This is a genomic window from Citrobacter sp. S55_ASV_140 (assembly GCF_018919505.1).
GTDB classification, from domain to species: domain Bacteria; phylum Pseudomonadota; class Gammaproteobacteria; order Enterobacterales; family Enterobacteriaceae; genus Citrobacter; species Citrobacter werkmanii.
The window spans coordinates 1-15,757 of sequence record NZ_JAHLQZ010000092.1; the positions used below are offsets into that span (position 1 = coordinate 1).

General features: G+C 53.3%; 16 protein-coding genes. 6 read left to right on the plus strand and 10 right to left on the minus strand.

The window, feature by feature from the left end:
• Positions 1-222: 222 nt before the first annotated feature.
• Positions 223-738, minus strand: coding sequence for a lipoprotein (locus KQJ18_RS14430; protein WP_038641886.1), 516 nt, complete (start codon positions 736-738; stop codon positions 223-225).
• Positions 739-1,259: 521 nt separating this feature from the next.
• Between KQJ18_RS14430 and KQJ18_RS14435 the strand changes: the two genes are divergently transcribed.
• The 4 genes from KQJ18_RS14435 (at position 1,260) to KQJ18_RS14450 (ending at position 3,027) form a co-directional block, all read left to right on the plus strand.
• Positions 1,260-1,472, plus strand: coding sequence for a cold-shock protein (locus KQJ18_RS14435; RefSeq protein WP_087855939.1), 213 nt, complete (start codon positions 1,260-1,262; stop codon positions 1,470-1,472).
• Between the two features lie 10 nt (positions 1,473-1,482).
• Positions 1,483-1,671, plus strand: a complete 189-nt coding sequence (locus tag KQJ18_RS14440; RefSeq protein ID WP_071888153.1) for a cold-shock protein — start codon at positions 1,483-1,485, stop codon at positions 1,669-1,671.
• 205 nt (positions 1,672-1,876) lie between these two features.
• On the plus strand, positions 1,877-2,200 hold the full coding sequence (locus KQJ18_RS14445) for a heavy metal-binding domain-containing protein (RefSeq protein ID WP_001160725.1): 324 nt from the start codon (positions 1,877-1,879) through the stop codon (positions 2,198-2,200).
• A complete protein-coding gene (locus tag KQJ18_RS14450; protein WP_085047901.1) occupies positions 2,197-3,027 on the plus strand; it encodes an N-acetylmuramoyl-L-alanine amidase in 831 nt (276 codons plus the stop codon). Before KQJ18_RS14445 ends, KQJ18_RS14450 begins: the two co-directional genes overlap by 4 nt.
• Here the strand turns inward: KQJ18_RS14450 and KQJ18_RS14455 are convergent.
• The 4 genes from KQJ18_RS14455 to poxB form a co-directional block, all read right to left on the minus strand.
• A complete protein-coding gene (locus KQJ18_RS14455) occupies positions 3,024-4,037 on the minus strand; it encodes an NAD(P)-dependent oxidoreductase (protein ID WP_216422173.1) in 1,014 nt (337 codons plus the stop codon). The two genes, KQJ18_RS14450 and KQJ18_RS14455, sit on opposite strands and share 4 nt — an antisense overlap.
• Before the next feature lie 97 nt (positions 4,038-4,134).
• Complete coding sequence (locus KQJ18_RS14460) at positions 4,135-5,565, minus strand: SDR family oxidoreductase (RefSeq protein ID WP_121529269.1); 1,431 nt, start codon at positions 5,563-5,565, stop codon at positions 4,135-4,137.
• A 10-nt stretch (positions 5,566-5,575) separates the two neighbouring features.
• Positions 5,576-6,577, minus strand: a complete 1,002-nt coding sequence (gene ltaE, locus KQJ18_RS14465) for a low-specificity L-threonine aldolase (protein ID WP_085047903.1) — start codon at positions 6,575-6,577, stop codon at positions 5,576-5,578.
• A 36-nt stretch (positions 6,578-6,613) separates the two neighbouring features.
• A complete protein-coding gene (gene poxB / locus KQJ18_RS14470; RefSeq protein WP_216422174.1) occupies positions 6,614-8,332 on the minus strand; it encodes a ubiquinone-dependent pyruvate dehydrogenase in 1,719 nt (572 codons plus the stop codon).
• A 153-nt stretch (positions 8,333-8,485) separates the two neighbouring features.
• Between poxB and KQJ18_RS14475 the strand changes: the two genes are divergently transcribed.
• Positions 8,486-8,920 (plus strand): DoxX family protein, encoded by a 435-nt coding sequence (locus tag KQJ18_RS14475; RefSeq protein WP_069323473.1) that lies wholly within the window; start codon positions 8,486-8,488, stop codon positions 8,918-8,920.
• A 67-nt stretch (positions 8,921-8,987) separates the two neighbouring features.
• On the opposite strand, the gene hcr is transcribed toward KQJ18_RS14475, so the two are convergent.
• The 4 genes from hcr to aqpZ all read right to left on the minus strand — a co-directional run bounded on the left by hcr (position 8,988) and on the right by aqpZ (position 13,511).
• Entirely contained in the window at positions 8,988-9,956 is a 969-nt protein-coding gene (gene hcr / locus KQJ18_RS14480) for an NADH oxidoreductase (protein ID WP_069323474.1), read from the minus strand.
• A gap of 10 nt (positions 9,957-9,966) precedes the next feature.
• Positions 9,967-11,619 carry a hydroxylamine reductase gene (gene hcp / locus KQJ18_RS14485; protein WP_150345192.1) on the minus strand — a complete coding sequence of 551 codons (1,653 nt, stop codon included), beginning with the start codon at positions 11,617-11,619 and terminating at the stop codon, positions 9,967-9,969.
• 155 nt (positions 11,620-11,774) lie between these two features.
• Positions 11,775-12,674: a lysine exporter LysO family protein gene (locus KQJ18_RS14490; RefSeq protein ID WP_038641854.1), complete on the minus strand. Its 900-nt coding sequence runs from the start codon at positions 12,672-12,674 to the stop codon at positions 11,775-11,777.
• Between the two features lie 141 nt (positions 12,675-12,815).
• Entirely contained in the window at positions 12,816-13,511 is a 696-nt protein-coding gene (gene aqpZ, locus KQJ18_RS14495) for an aquaporin Z (protein ID WP_137347121.1), read from the minus strand.
• A 371-nt stretch (positions 13,512-13,882) separates the two neighbouring features.
• Here aqpZ and KQJ18_RS14500 point away from each other — a divergent pair, with 371 nt between their 5' ends.
• Complete coding sequence (locus KQJ18_RS14500; RefSeq protein WP_038641848.1) at positions 13,883-15,541, plus strand: ATP-dependent endonuclease; 1,659 nt, start codon at positions 13,883-13,885, stop codon at positions 15,539-15,541.
• On the opposite strand, the gene KQJ18_RS14505 is transcribed toward KQJ18_RS14500, so the two are convergent.
• On the minus strand, positions 15,538-15,757 hold a 220-nt coding region (locus tag KQJ18_RS14505), incomplete at its 5' end, for a DUF535 family protein (protein ID WP_216422175.1). The two genes, KQJ18_RS14500 and KQJ18_RS14505, sit on opposite strands and share 4 nt — an antisense overlap.

Consider the following 15,757-nt stretch of genomic DNA (forward strand, 5'->3'; position numbering starts at 1 on the left):
CTCGTATGCTGGCAGTCTGATAGCTATTGAAGCCGCAGATACTACCTTTGACAGAATAGTTATGCAATATTTATGCGTTAAAAGTTAAATGCAAACCGCATTCTTATCTAAACATAGCACAAAATAGCGGGGCCACCAGCGGGCAAGAATAATTGTCGGCATTCTATGCAGAATGCCAGACAATTTATGGGGTTTATGATGCGGGCGGGTGAATGGGGGGGACTAGCGGTTTTCCACAGACTGGCGCAGCGTCCCGGCTGGCGCGTGTACGCTGCCGCCCAGATAGCGGACGTCATCTACTACCCAGCACTGGCCTTCGCGGATCATCAGCACTTCGTCACGCCAGCTTTGGTCACCCTGTTTCAGCTCTACGCGCAGCGGAATGTTGCGTGCATCACTATTCGGAATAGTCGATGCGCTGGCGACGCTGGCGCTATCCGGTAACGTAGAGCGGCTGGAGAACGGATCGCTGTTAAACAGGTCGCGATGCGCGTTATCACGGCTGGCATCGGTCAGCAGTTTAGCCAGATTGTCGCTGAGGTATGGACGAAGGGGGGTAATGTCATTGTTTCGATGCTGAATACGGTAATCATAGAATTGTTGAGCCACGCTGTCTGGCCCGCCTTCTACGCATGCACCGCTCCGCGTGCCGTTATCTTTATAGGCCGGAGTCACGGTAGTACAGGCGCTGAGAAGTAGTGCACATGGAACCAGCAGAGAGAGTTTCGAGTAGCGCATAATGATTTCCTTATAAGCTTCCTACTAATGGTGTTCTATGATGAACAATTCTGTCTCGTTAAAGATTGTATGATCGATTAACACATTGTTTTTGCTAAAGCAAATTCGTGGGCACCCCACATGAAGCAGGTTGGTGGCGCTCGTTGCCAGCTTCAGCTTCAGTATATCAACCTGTAACGGGGCGTTGGCGACCATTCATGCTTCTTATACTGTATAGACCATCTGAGCATTTGCATGTTCCATTTGCCGCGCTTTGCGCCTGGGCAAACAAAACTCGTGCCGCGTTGTTGGCTATAAGGGACTCCGGACGGCTAAAATAAGAGTTGCTTAATCTCAGTGCCCGTGCGTTAATGATCTGGTCGGTTTGAATAACAGACGATATACAAAGTAGTTTACTCAAGCAGTTCTCATTTTCAGGTGTAATCCATTTATCCCCTCTTTGAGTCTCTTCATTAAGCACTACGAAGTTTCTGTCATAAAAACCATGCTTGCCGAAAGGCTCAAATTAAGGAATAAAATATATGTCTACTAAAATGACTGGTTTAGTTAAATGGTTCAATCCTGAAAAAGGTTTTGGCTTCATCACGCCTGCAGATGGCAGCAAAGATGTCTTTGTCCATTTTTCAGCGATTCAAAGTAATGATTTCAAAACGCTGAATGAAAACCAGAAAGTTGAATTCGGTGTGGAGCAGGGACCTAAAGGTCCATCCGCAGTTAATGTTGTGGCACTGTGAGGTAACTATTATTACTAATCATATTCACTTTCGCTGCCCATGTTGCCATGGTTCCCAATACAGAACATCAACCTTTGATGTTACTGAAGGAAATCCATTCGGGGCAAAATGTATTTTTTGTAAATCTAAAATGATTACATTCGATAACGTCGCAATGTACATTCAGTCCGGTCAGACACCATTAGATTTCAGAAAATAATAACTTCAGGCCCCCAGTATCAGGGGCCTTTTTTATTTCTGGCGGAATGCCGGTCAAATAAAAATAAATAAAACGTGCCACCTGAAACCGCTACACATCGACACGGATAGCAGTTTTATTTGGCGGGTTCTCCTTTGAGTGTCATAGTATATTGGTTTGAAAACGTTGTTAAGGCAGCGTTGTTAGCGCAAAAAGGAGATTAATCATGCAGTTTTCAACTACCCCAACGCTTGAAGGGCAGAGCATCGTGGAATACTGCGGTGTGGTGACGGGCGAAGCGATTTTAGGCGCGAATATCTTCCGCGATTTCTTCGCCGGCATTCGCGATATTGTCGGCGGCCGCTCCGGCGCGTATGAAAAAGAGTTGCGTAAAGCGCGCGAAATTGCTTTTCAGGAGCTGGGTGAACAGGCGAAAGCGCTGGGTGCTGATGCGGTCGTCGGTATCGACATTGATTACGAAACCGTGGGTAAAGATGGCAGCATGTTGATGGTGAGCGTCAGCGGTACTGCGGTGAAAACTCGCCGATGAAGCGTCTGTTGTGGCTGCTGGCATTGACGCTGCTGCTGGCGGGCTGTGCTGGCGAAAAAGGGATTGTCGATAAAGACGGATATCAGTTGGATACCCGCCGTCAGGCGCAGGCCGCTTACCCGCGCATTAAAGTGCTGGTTATCCATTACACGGCCGATGATTTTGACGCTTCTCTGGCTACGCTGACCGATAAAAACGTCAGTTCGCACTATCTGATCCCGGCTGTGCCGCCGCTCTACCATGGCAAGCCACGTATCTGGCAACTGGTGCCGGAAAACGATCTGGCCTGGCATGCCGGGATTAGCTTCTGGCGCGGCGCGACGCGGATTAACGATACCTCGATTGGCATTGAGCTGGAAAACCGCGGCTGGCAAAAATCGGCGGGAACGAAATATTTTGCCCCGTTTGAGCCAGCGCAGATTCAGGCGTTGATCCCACTGGCGAAGGACATTATTGCTCGCTACGATATCAAGCCGCAAAACGTGGTGGCCCATGCGGACGTCGCACCGCAGCGTAAGGACGATCCTGGCCCATTGTTTCCATGGAAACAGCTGGCTGCACAGGGAATCGGCGCATGGCCTGATGCTCAGCGCGTGGCGTTTTATCTCAACGGGAGAGCGCCGTCTACACCGGTAGACACTGCATCGTTACTCGATCTGCTGTCGCGCTATGGTTATGAGGTGAAACCCGAAATGACGCCGCGTGAACAGCAGCGAGTGATTATGGCATTCCAGATGCACTTCCGCCCGACGTTGTGGAACGGCGTGGCGGATGCAGAAACGCAGGCGATTGCGGAGGCCTTGCTGGAGAAATACGGGCAGGGTTAACGCGGCAGCTTACCGTGGTCGCGCAGCCAGGCCGCGGTACGCTCAATCCCTTCATCCAGCGTGACAATGGGCTGGTAACCTAACTCTTCCTGAGCGCGGGTGGTATCCAGCGTAAAGTCAAAATTCAGCTTCGAGACGCCGTAGTGCGTAAGCTTTGGCTCTTTCGCCGATTTATTGCCCAGACGCTCCATGCTGCGAGCAATCATGTCCAGCATCGGGTAGGGCACCGAGCGGATTCGGCAATCAATATTCAACTCGTCGATCAGCTTCTGCACGATACTGCGCAGCGTTCGATGCTCGCCGTTAGTAATGTTGTATGCGCGGCCTGACGGCAGGTTATCGCAAGCTTCCTGGCTTACCAGCCACATTGCGTGTACCGCGTTCTCATAATAGGTCATATCCACCAACGCACTTCCACCGTGCGGCAACAGGATGCTGCCGTAGTGGTACATCATGTGGGCCAGACGGGGGATAAAAACTTTATCGTGAGGTCCGAACAGACTTTGTGGACGCAATACCGTGAAGCGGGTCTGCGGGTTAGCCTGCGCGAGCAGCGCAATCACATCTTCACCAGCCGCTTTACTGCGGGCGAATTCATTGGCGAAGCGATGTGGTCGGAAGTCCTCTTTGATATCCCGATGATGGTGATAGTCAAAATAGAGTGACGGAGAGGAGATATGGATAAAGTTACGTACGCCCCAGGCAACGGCCCATTCGCCCAGACGGCGGGTAGCACGAACGTTGGCCAGATCGAAGGCTTCCTGCGTTCCCCACGGCGAGGTAAAACTGGAGCAGTGCCACAGCGTGTCGATACCTGCGAGCATGACCTTTGCCTGCGAAGAGACCAGTTCGGTCAAATCCGCATGCACAAATTCTGCGCCCATTTTCTTCAGCAGCTTGCCCATCGCTTCGTTGCGACCGGTGGCTCTGACGCTGACGCCTTTGCTGCATAGAAACTCAACCGCATTTCGGCCCAAGCCGCTGGTGGCTCCGGTAACCAGTACCTTCATATCAATCCACTGTGTTTAAAAAACATCGTGCGCATTCTTCCGTGAAATACGCCTGTATGCAATGGGAAACGTGAAAGAATACAGTCTCTTTTTGTCATTAGTCTGTGATTTGTTCTGCAAGTTTGGCGATACGCTTTGCCATCCCTCTGAAAATGAACAGATGGGCCGGGATCATCAACAACCAGTAGAAAAGACCGGGCATGCCGTGCGGATGCCACCAGGCGCGTACATCAATGCGCCGATGATCGCCTTTATCTTCCAGTGTAAAGCTTAAACGGCCTAATCCCGGCGCTTTCATGCCAAACAGCAGTGTGAGCTGTTTTTCTGGCTCAACGATGATCACTTTCCAGCTATCCACGGCATCGCCAACCTGCAACAACGGGTTTTCCGGGCGGCCTTTTGCCAGCTTATGGCCGACCAGCAGGTCCAGCGCGGCGCGCGTCTTCCACAAAAAATTGCCAAAGAAATAGCCTTCTTTCCCGCCGAGTCGGTTCACCACTTGCCACAGCGCTTTCAGACTGGCGGAGGTGTCGACGCTAAAGCCAGCCTGTTTGGCAAAATAGCCATATTCGGGACGCCAGCGGGCGAATGCCTGAGCGTCATACCCCCAGTCGCTGGAGTTAACCAGCTTCTCTTCTTCTTTCAGCGTGCTGCGCACTGCGTCATCAAAGGCGATCAGCTTTTGCGGGATCAGCGCGCGTAGCTCAGCGTCATCGGCCAGCAGGTCATGCTTTAAGCCTTGTATCAGCGCCTTTGCCGTAGTGGGCGGTACCGACGTAATAACATTCAAAAACCACACCGAAATCCAACTGGTCGGAAACGGGATAGGGATCAACAAGCGGTGTTTGCCGCTGACGGCCATGAAATGCTCGAACTGTTCCTGATAGCTTAATATCTGTGGCCCTGCGGCTTCGAGTACGCGGTGATGGCTTGTGGGATGGTCCAACAGCGCCACCAGATAGTACATCAAATTTTCCAGCGCGATGGGCGTGGTACGCGAACGTACCCAGCGCGGAGGCGTAAGTACCGGCAGGTTGTAGACCATATCGCGCATCACTTCAAAAGCGGCGGAACCCGCCCCGACGATAATGCCTGCCCGTAATTCGGTCATCGGCACGCCTGCTTCGCGCAGGATGTCTGCGGTTATCTGCCGCGCACGCAGATGATCGGATTGTTCATGTCGCGGAGCCTGTAATGAGCTCAGGAAAATAAGCTGTTTGACGGGGATGCTACGTAGCGCATCACGCACGTTCATCGCGACCTGGCGCTCATGAGCGATAAAATCACCGCCTTCACCCATGCCATGGACCAGGTAATAAACCGTATCAACATCCGTCAGCAGCGGCGTCAGGTTATCAGGCCAGGTTAAGTCGACTTTGTGGCAACTGACGTTGGCCAGTTGCAGTTTTTCCAGCCGTTCAATCCGGCGTGCCGCAGCCAGTACCTGGTGCCCTTGCTGACTGAGCGCCTGTACCAGATGCTGACCAATGTAGCCACTGGCGCCAAGAACCAAAATCCGTTGCGGCACGCCTATCTCCTTAGCGAGTTAAAAAAGCGCGCCAGTGGGCGGCGACTTCAGCAAGTTGTTCACGCGATACGTCCAGATGCATCACCAGGCGTACAATCGGGGAGGCGTTAATCAGTACCCCTTGCGCCTTCATGTACTCGCCCAGCGCAGCAGCGTGTTCTTCGCCAACGCGGACAAACAGCATATTGGTATCGTGACGCATGACATCTGCGCCTGCTTCGCGCAGTTGTTCCGCCATCCAGGCCGCGTTGTCATGGTCTTCCTGTAAACGCGCCACGTTATTTTTCAACGCATACAGTCCGGCCGCCGCCAGAATCCCGGCCTGACGCATTCCGCCTCCGGTCATTTTACGCCAGCGGATGGCGCGTTTAATGTAGTCGTGACTACCGACCAGCAGTGAGCCTACCGGCGTTCCCAGACCTTTGGAGAGACAAATGGTGAACGAGTCGCAGTATTGCGCGATCTCTTTCAGCTCACAACCGTAAGCGACGACGGCGTTAAAAATACGCGCGCCATCAACGTGCAGGGCCAGATTGCGCTCACGAGTGAATTCCCAGGCATCTTTCAGATACTCGCGTGGCAGCACTTTGCCGTTGTGGGTGTTTTCCAGACTAAGCAGGCGTGTGCGGGCAAAATGGATATCGTCCGCTTTGATTTTTGCCGCCACTTTGTCCAGCGGTAAAGTGCCATCCGGCGCGGCGTCGATAGGCTGCGGCTGAATGCTGCCGAGCACCGCTGCGCCGCCCGCTTCGTAGAGATAGTTATGTGCGCCCTGGCCTGCAATATATTCTTCGCCGCGCTGGCAGTGGCTGAGCAGCGCAACCAGGTTCGCCTGAGTGCCGGTAGGTAAGAAAATAGCGGCTTCTTTGCCGGAAAGCTCTGCAGCGTATTGCTGGAGAGCGTTAACGGTAGGGTCATCTCCGTATACGTCGTCCCCGACCGGGGCGGCCATCATCTCTTCCAGCATGGCGCGACTCGGCCGGGTTACGGTATCACTGCGTAAGTCAATCACGGGCATTCCTTTTTTAGTGAGGTAATGCCCTCTGTTTTACCTGAGCCAGTTCGTTTTCGCCAGTTCGATCACTTCATCACCGCGTCCACTGATGATTGCGCGCAACATATACAGGCTAAAACCTTTTGCTTGTTCGAGTTTGATCTGCGGCGGGATGGCTAACTCTTCTTTCGCCACCACCACGTCGACCAGCACCGGACCGTCAATCGACATCGCCCTTTGCAGCGCTTCATCGACCTCTGAGGATTTCTCCACACGAATGCCCGTAATGCCGCAGGCTTCGGCAATCCGCGCGAAGTTGGTGTCGTGCAGCTCCGTGCCGTCGGTCAGATAACCGCCAGCCTTCATCTCCATCGCCACAAATCCCAGCACGCTGTTGTTGAAGACGATAATCTTCACCGGCAGCTTCATCTGGACAACCGACAGAAAATCGCCCATCAGCATGCTAAAACCGCCGTCACCGCACATGGCGATGACCTGGCGTCCCGGTTCGGTCGCTTGGGCGCCGAGCGCCTGTGGCATAGCGTTAGCCATCGACCCGTGGTTAAACGACCCGAGAAGGCGGCGTTTGCCGTTCATTTTCAGATAGCGTGCCGCCCAAACCGTCGGGGTACCAACATCGCAGGTAAAGATCGCGTCGTCAGCGGCAAAATGGCTGATCTGCTGCGCCAGATACTGCGGATGAATGGCTTTATCGCTCGGTTTGGCTAAATCATCCAGACCCTTGCGCGCCTCACGATAGTGCTCCAGCGCTTTGTCCAAAAACTTCCGCTCGGTTTTTTCCTCCACCAGCGGCAGCAGGGCGCTGAGAGTGGATTTAATATCGCCCACCAGCGCCATATCAACTTTACTGTGCGCGCCGATGCTCGCCGGATTGATATCAATCTGAATAATTTTGGCGTCGGTCGGATAGAACGGGCGATAGGGGAACTGGGTGCCGAGCAGGATCAGCGTGTCGGCATTCATCATGGTGTGGAATCCGGATGAAAAGCCAATCAGCCCGGTCATACCGACGTCATACGGGTTATCGTATTCGACGTGTTCTTTACCCCGCAGGGCATGAACAATCGGCGCTTTGATTTTTGCCGCAAACTCAACCAGTTCTTGATGCGCGCCGGCACAGCCGCTGCCGCACATCAGGGCGATATTGCTGGAATAACGCAGCAGTTGCGCCAGTTTTCTGAGTTCTTCTTCTTCCGGGGTGACGACCGGGAGTGGCGCATGATACCAGTGCGTGCTGGCGCTTTCCGGCGCGGGCTTCAGCGCGACGTCGCCGGGTAATACCACGACTGAGACGCCACGATTTAATACGGCTTTACGCATGGCAATGGCGAGTACCTGCGGGATCTGTTCAGGGCTGGAAACCAGCTCGCAATAGTGGCTACATTCGCGGAACAACTCTTGCGGGTGGGTCTCCTGAAAATAACCGCTGCCGATCTCACTGGAAGGGATATGTGCGGCAATCGCCAGGACCGGAACATGGTTGCGGTGGCAATCAAACAGCCCATTGATCAGGTGCAGGTTCCCTGGTCCACATGAACCGGCACAGACGGCCAGTTCGCCGGTTAGCTGCGCCTCTGCGCCAGCGGCGAAGGCGGCAACTTCTTCATGACGGGTCGGCATCCAGTCAATCGTTCCCATACGATTAAGACTGTCACTAAGACCATTTAATGAGTCGCCCGTCACGCCCCAAATGCGTTTAACGCCAGCTTGTTCGAGGGTTTTAGCAATAAAAGCGGCAACCGTTTGTTTCATGGTTTTCCATCTCCTTTAATGTGATACCGGTTACAAGTTTAGATGAAGATGATAGTTATGCTTCTCATTTCCCCCTTATTTTCGGCAGCTTACCTTTTGAGCAGATAACGCGTAGTTTGATATCTGGCATGGTGAAACAAGGAATGAATTCAAATGGTTACTAAACTATTAAATGCAGTGAACCGAACGCTGACTCATGAAGACTTTGGCAAGTTTCTGTTACGCATCGCCGTTGGTGGACTGATGCTGTTTCATGGCTTACATAAATTGTTCTCCGGTATTGATGGCATCAGCGGCATGCTGATAGCGAAAGGTTTTCCGGGCTTTATTGCTTACGGCGTTCTGTTGGGGGAGGTCGTTGCGCCTTGCCTGATTATCCTGGGGATCCTGACCCGTCCGGCGGCGTTGGGGCTGGCGTTTACGATGGTGGTGGCGTGGCTGATGGTCGGGATGGGCGAAACCTGGTCACTGGACAAAACCGGCGCATGGGCGATTGAGAGTCTGGTGTACTTCTTGCTCGGCGCGCTGGCTGTCGCGTTTTTAGGGGCGGGGCGTTTCTCGGTGGCAGGAAATTCGGCCTGGCGGTAAAAAAAGGCCGGATATGGCGTAAACGCATTATCCGGCCTGGAGCAGCTACGAAGGGGTATTTTACAGATTAAGCGAGTACTAAATCGCTCTGCGGATGACAGGAGCAGGCCAGTACATAGCCTTCGGCTATTTCTGCATCCGTCAGCGTCATGGTGCTGCTGACCGTGTAGTTACCGTCAACCACTTTGGTTTTGCAGCAGCCGCAAACGCCCGCACGACATGCGGCAACGACCGGCACTTTATTGCTTTCCAGCGCGTCCAGCAGCGTACTGCCCACCGGCGCGTAAAACTCTTTCGCCGGTTGCAACTTGGTGAACTTCAGACCGCTGGTGGCGGCCTCGGCAACTGGCGTGAAGAACTGCTCTTTAAAGAAGCGCGTCACGCCCAGTGCTTTGACTTCTTTCTCGACCAGATCCATATACGGCGCCGGGCCGCAGGTCATCACGGTACGAGAGACCAGATCCGGCACGCTTTTCAGCAGATCGGTCGTCAGTCGGCCAGAAACAAAACCGTGGGTGGCATTGTTTTCAGCGACTAGCGTCACCGGATAGTCACGCCATTCGTCGGCAAAAATAACATCTTGCGGTGAACGAACGTTAAAGATCACCTGCACATCGGCCTGTGGGCGGTACTTTGCCAACCAGCGACGCATTGACATGATTGGCGTCACGCCGCAACCGGCAGCCAGCATCAGGAACTTATCTTCCGCCTTATCTTCACAGGTAAATTCACCCATGGCATCGGACAGCCAGATATAGTCGCCGCGCTTCACGTCACGGGTCAGCCACTGTGAACCTGCGCCATCGTCAATCCGGCGAACGGTCAGCGTAATGTACTCGCTTACTCCCGGGGTAGATGAAATGGTGTAAGCACGCAGCGTCTGGGCTGAGTTACGTACGCTGACCAGTGCATACTGCCCGGCGCGGTACGGATAATAGTCGTGGCACAGCAACGAAATCGTCCATACATCCGGCGTTTCCTGATGGATGTGATGCACCTGCATCCGCCATGGGCACTGATGAGTTGGCATTGTCATTCTTTACTCCTTACGCGCTCAGCAACTGCTTCATGTCTTCTTCAACGGTGGTTACGGAACGCAGGCCGAATTTCTCGTTGAGCACAGCCAGCAGATCCGGCGTGAAGAAGCCAGGCGCTGTTGGGCCAGTGACGATGTTTTTCACACCCAGCGACAGCAGGGTCAGCAGAATCACAATCGCTTTCTGTTCGAACCAGGAGAGCACCAGAGACAGCGGCAGGTCGTTGACGCCGCAGCCCAGCTTCTCTGCCAGAGTGACCGCCAGGATGATGGCAGAGTAAGCATCGTTACACTGACCGGCATCGACCAGACGCGGCAGGCCTTCGATATCGCCGAACTCCAGTTTGTTGAAACGGTATTTACCGCACGCCAGGGTCAGGATCAGGCAGTCGTCCGGAACACTGGTGGCGAAGTCGGTGAAGTAGTTACGTTCGCCGCGCGCGCCGTCGCAGCCGCCGACCAGGAAGATATGACGCAGTTTTTCACGGCTGACCAGGTCGATCAATGTATCCGCAGCGCCCAGCAGCGTCTGACGACCGAAACCTACGGTTATCAGGTGCGGGATTTCGCTGTATGGGAAGCCTGCCATCTGTTGTGCCTGAGCGATGACCGGACCGAAGTTGTCGCCTTCGAGGTGGCTCACACCCGGCCAGCCGACGATGCTACGGGTCCAGATACGGTCGTCGTACGCGCCCACGGTTGGGTCGATGATGCAGTTAGAGGTCATCACGATTGGGCCAGGGAAGCGAGCGAACTCAACCTGCTGGTTCTGCCAGCCGCTGCCATAGTTACCAATCAGATGTTTGAACTTGCGCAGTTCCGGATAGCCGTGTGCTGGCAGCATTTCGCCGTGGGTATAGACGTTAACGCCGGTACCTTCGGTCTGCTCCAGCAGGTTGTAGAGATCTTTCAGGTCGTGACCGGAGATCAGGATGCATTTACCAACGGTTGCTTTAACATTGACCTGAGTCGGCGTCGGGTGACCGTATTTAGTGGTTTCACCGGCGTCCAGGATGCTCATCACTTTGAAGTTCATCTGGCCGATTTCCATAGAACACTCCAGCAGAGCGTTCATATCGGCAGGCCAGGTCCCCAGCCACGCCATAATTTTGTGGTACTGGGCGTAGATGTCGTTGTCGTACTGGCCGAGAACGTGCGCGTGCTCCATGTAAGCCGCGGCACCTTTCAGGCCGTACAGGCACAGCAGGCGCAGGCCGAGAATGTTCTCACCGATGGCCGCTTTGTCTTTGTTCGGGGTAAATTCCGCCGCCTGACGTTGCAGGTCGCCCAGATCGTCGCTGACCAGTTGCAGGTCGGCCATAGGGTTGTCGACCACTGCGTTCGCATCGATGTTCAGACATTGCGCTTTCAGCGCGTCGCGCATGGCAATCGCTTCACGGGCATAGCCAACAATACGCGGGGAGTCGAAGTTAACGTTGGTCAGCGTGGAGAAGAACGCGCGCGGTGCGAAGTTATCAACGTCATGGTCGATGATGCCGTATTCACGCGCTTTAACAGCCCATGCAGACAGACCTTGTAGGGAAGCAATCAGCAGATCCTGCAAATCGGAGGTTTCAGCCGTTTTACCGCACATACCCTGCGCGTAAGAGCAGCCGTTCCCTGCCGGAGTTCGGATGGTTTGTTCACATTGCACACAAAACATGGTCACACCTTTTAAAGTTATATTTAATATACATGTTTAAGGTTATGCCTGTGCGCGCAGGGATAAAAGGGATTTCTGCTACAACTTGCAAGGAGATTGATTTAGCGCAATTTTGGCGGTAGCCGACTACCGCCAGAGAGGTATTTGTTTGAGGGTCAGGCGGAGAAAAACGCCATTAACAGAGGGACTAACAGACTGAGGATAAAACCGTGCACAATGGCTGCCGGAACCATTTCCAGTCCACCGCTGCGTTGTAAAACCGGCAGGGTGAAATCCATCGATGTGGCCCCGCATAGCCCCAACGCGGTAGAGCGACTGCGGCCCACCATGCCGGGAATCAACATAATGGCAATCAGTTCTCGCGCCAGGTCATTAAAGAAGGCGGCACTGCCAATCACCGGCCCGAACGATTCGGTTAACAGAATACCGGACAGCGAATACCAACCAAAACCTGACGCCATCGCCATCGCGGTTTTGACCGGCAGGCCGAGGATAAACGCATTGATAACCCCCGCCAGCATCGAACTGGCGACGACGACGACGGCAACAATCATGCCCCGGCGATTCAGCACGATTTGCTTGAGGGTCATGCCGCTGTTGCGAAGCTGAATCCCCACCAGGAACAGTAAAAAGATTAACGTATATTCGCTGGCTTCGGTGGCGTGCTGCAAAAAGGAAAGACCGGTGAGACCCAGCAGGAAGCCCACCACGACAACCCCGCAAAGCTGGAGCGACTCAAACGCCATCGCGATCCGCGACGGTAGTTTCTCTTGCTGATGGTTATGCCGCCAGGGCAGTGAACGCTCCAGCCAGAACAGCGCGGCGATATTACACAGCAAAATAACCGTCACGCTGACAGCAGAATAATGAAGTATGGCTAACAGGTTGCTGGCGAGATTATCCAGAAACGCCAGGCTGATGCCCATAAAAAAGAGAATAAGGTAGACGATCCAGCTCAACAGGCGATTGATGAGTTTTAGTGCGCCCATGTGCCGAAGTGGAATAAGGTAGCCCACAATAAGGGGAACCAGAATGATTAACAGCCCTGAAAACATGAAAACCCGATCCTTGCTGAGATGTAAGACGAAATGCGCAAGCACACACTACTCAATGCAAAGAGGGGAGTAAAGTTGCAAATAAAAGGAAATATAGCGAGGAAAAAAGGCCTGACTTTCGCCAGGCCTTTTTGTTATCGATTAATCGCGTTTTTCCAGCAGAGTGCGGTAAATAAGACCACCGAGAACCCCACCGATAATTGGCATGACCCAGAAGAACCACAATTGTTGCAATGCCCAGCCGCCCTGGAAAATGGCAACTGCGGTACTACGTGCCGGGTTTACGGAGGTATTAGTGACTGGAATGCTGATCAAGTGGATCAGTGTTAACGCCAGACCGATTGCAATAGGGGCAAAACCTGCCGGAGCATGTTTGTCGGTCGCGCCGTGGATCACTAATAAGAAACCAGCGGTCAGAATAATTTCAATTACAACAGCAGAAAGCATGGAATAACCGCCAGGTGAATGCTCACCAAAGCCGTTCGAAGCAAAACCGCTGGCGGTTGCATCAAAACCTGCTTTACCGCTGGCAATTAGATACAGAGCCGCAGCTGCAACAATACCGCCCACAACCTGCGCAATAACATATCCAATAACGTCTTTCGCCGGGAAGCGACCGCCAGCCCATAAACCGAAGGTTACTGCCGGGTTAAAATGTCCACCTGAAATATGGCCCACGGCAAAGGCCATAGTTAATACGGTCAGACCAAATGCCAATGCGACACCGGTGAATCCAATTCCCAATTCCGGGAATGCTGCGGCCAGTACTGCGCTACCGCACCCACCAAAGACGAGCCAAAACGTACCGAAGAATTCGGCTGCTAATTTCCTGAACATAACCACCTCAATTAAAAGTTCCGGGTTCGTATTCCTTGCCCGGTAATTCATCGCTTAAAGGGACGATGATGAAAGAGTGGGTATTTTAGAAAAAAACATCATCCCTTCGCCAGTTAAATTGATGAAAAAATTTGATTTAAGGCAATATGTCGTGATTCCTTTTTGAATATTGGATGAATGAAGCATAGTTCAATTAGCTAAAAATGATGATTGAGCTCAGAAATTATAATCACAGGAAAACATAAGAAGAATATTCTTAATTTTTTTGATTTCTGCGATTAACCTCCTGATGATATCGGGTGCCCTGAGCGCTCGGTTAACGTTATACTCCTGATAACTTGAAGGAAAAAGTTAGCATTTCCGGAGGCTATATGATTCTCGAACGCGTTGAGATTGTTGGATTTCGTGGTATTAACCGCCTGTCGTTGATGCTTGAGCAGAGTAACGTACTGATTGGGGAGAACGCGTGGGGGAAGTCCAGTCTGCTGGATGCCTTAACCTTGCTGCTGTCGCCGGAATCTGATTTGTACCACTTTGACCGCGATGATTTTTGGTTCCCGCCGGGGGATATACAGGGCCGGGAACATCATTTGCACATTATCCTGACGTTTCGTGAATCTCAGCCGGGTCGTCATCGGGTTCGTCGCTACCGTCCTCTGGAAGCTTGCTGGACGCCGTGCCACGATAGCTATCACCGTATATTCTATCGTCTGGAGGGCGAGTGCGCGGATGATGGGACCGTCCTGACGCTACGTAGTTTTCTTGATAGTGATGGTCATCCGCTCAATCTCGACGATATTAACGATCTGGCGCGGCATCTCGTGCGTCTGATGCCTGTGTTGCGTCTGCGTGACGCGCGTTTTATGCGGCGCATTCGTAACGGTACGGTGCCGGATTCGGCGGATGTTGAAGTGACCGCTCGCCAGCTGGATTTTCTGGCGCGTGAACTGGCTACCCGCCCACAAAACCTGACCGATGGGCAGATTCGTCAGGGGCTGTCGGCTATGGTGCAGCTATTAGAGCACTATTTTTCTGAGCAGGGTTCTGGTCAGTCCCGCTACCGCCTGATGCGCCGCCGCTCCAATAACGAGCAACGTAGCTGGCGCTATCTGGATATCATTAACCGCATGATTGATAAACCTGGCGGACGAACGCATCGCGTTATCCTGTTGGGACTGTTCTCGACGCTGTTGCAGGCCAAAGGCACGTTAAGGCTGGATAAAGATGCCCGGCCTTTATTGCTGATAGAAGACCCGGAAACGCGTTTACATCCCATCATGTTGTCGGTTGCCTGGCACCTGCTGAATCTACTTCCTCTCCAGCGGGTGGCGACCACCAACTCCGGTGAGTTGCTGTCTCTCACGCCGGTGGAACATGTTGTCCGTTTGGTGCGTGAGTCATCCCGCGTCGCCGCCTGGCGACTGGGGCCGGGTGGGATCAGCGCGGAGGACGGTCGGCGTATTGCTTTCCATATTCGTTTCAATCGCGCATCTTCACTGTTTGCCCGCTGCTGGCTGCTGGTGGAAGGCGAAACGGAAACCTGGGTCATTAACGAGCTGGCCCGCCAGTGCGGACACCACTTTGATGCGGAAGGCATTAAAGTCATTGAATTTGCTCAGTCAGGCCTTAAACCACTGGTTAAGTTTGCCCGCCGGATGGGGATTGAATGGCACGTGCTGGTCGATGGCGATGAAGCGGGGAAAAAGTATGCCGCCACGGTGCGCGGTTTATTGAATAACGACAGAGAGGAGGAGCGCGATCATTTAACCATGCTCCCCGCGCTGGATATGGAACACTTTATGTATCGTCAGGGGTTCGCCGATGTCTTTCATCGCGTCGCGCAGATCCCGGAAAACGTGCCAATGAATATGCGCAAAATTATCTCCAAGGCGATTCATCGTTCGTCAAAACCGGATCTGGCGATCGAGGTGGCGATGGAAGCAGGGCGGCGTGGTGTAGACGCCGTTCCCACTTTGTTGCGGAAAATGTTTTCCCGCGTGCTGTGGCTGGCACGCGGCAGAGCGGATTAGTGGCGAAACATCGACGACAGCTGCGCGTGGATGCTGTCCAGTAGCTGATAGCGACGGCGGTATTCTGCGCGTTTTTTACTGGCAATCTCCGCTTCGCTTTTTCGTGCCAGCGCACGCGGAATATGATAGTACCCGCGGCTGTCGCACTCGCCGCCAAGCGACGCCCAAAATGCGTTGTAGTCGGAAAGAATCACTTTGTTTTTATCGTTGTAACGC

Coding starts and splice junctions, on each gene's coding strand:
- KQJ18_RS14430 (WP_038641886.1), bottom strand. CDS start 738: ATGCGCTACTCGAAACTCTCTCTGCTGGTTCCATGTGCACTACTTCTC.
- KQJ18_RS14435 (WP_087855939.1), top strand. CDS start 1,260: ATGTCTACTAAAATGACTGGTTTAGTTAAATGGTTCAATCCTGAAAAA.
- KQJ18_RS14445 (WP_001160725.1), top strand. CDS start 1,877: ATGCAGTTTTCAACTACCCCAACGCTTGAAGGGCAGAGCATCGTGGAA.
- KQJ18_RS14450 (WP_085047901.1), top strand. CDS start 2,197: ATGAAGCGTCTGTTGTGGCTGCTGGCATTGACGCTGCTGCTGGCGGGC.
- KQJ18_RS14455 (WP_216422173.1), bottom strand. CDS start 4,037: ATGAAGGTACTGGTTACCGGAGCCACCAGCGGCTTGGGCCGAAATGCG.
- poxB (WP_216422174.1), bottom strand. CDS start 8,332: ATGAAACAAACGGTTGCCGCTTTTATTGCTAAAACCCTCGAACAAGCT.
- KQJ18_RS14475 (WP_069323473.1), top strand. CDS start 8,486: ATGGTTACTAAACTATTAAATGCAGTGAACCGAACGCTGACTCATGAA.
- hcr (WP_069323474.1), bottom strand. CDS start 9,956: ATGACAATGCCAACTCATCAGTGCCCATGGCGGATGCAGGTGCATCAC.
- hcp (WP_150345192.1), bottom strand. CDS start 11,619: ATGTTTTGTGTGCAATGTGAACAAACCATCCGAACTCCGGCAGGGAAC.
- KQJ18_RS14490 (WP_038641854.1), bottom strand. CDS start 12,674: ATGTTTTCAGGGCTGTTAATCATTCTGGTTCCCCTTATTGTGGGCTAC.
- aqpZ (WP_137347121.1), bottom strand. CDS start 13,511: ATGTTCAGGAAATTAGCAGCCGAATTCTTCGGTACGTTTTGGCTCGTC.
- KQJ18_RS14500 (WP_038641848.1), top strand. CDS start 13,883: ATGATTCTCGAACGCGTTGAGATTGTTGGATTTCGTGGTATTAACCGC.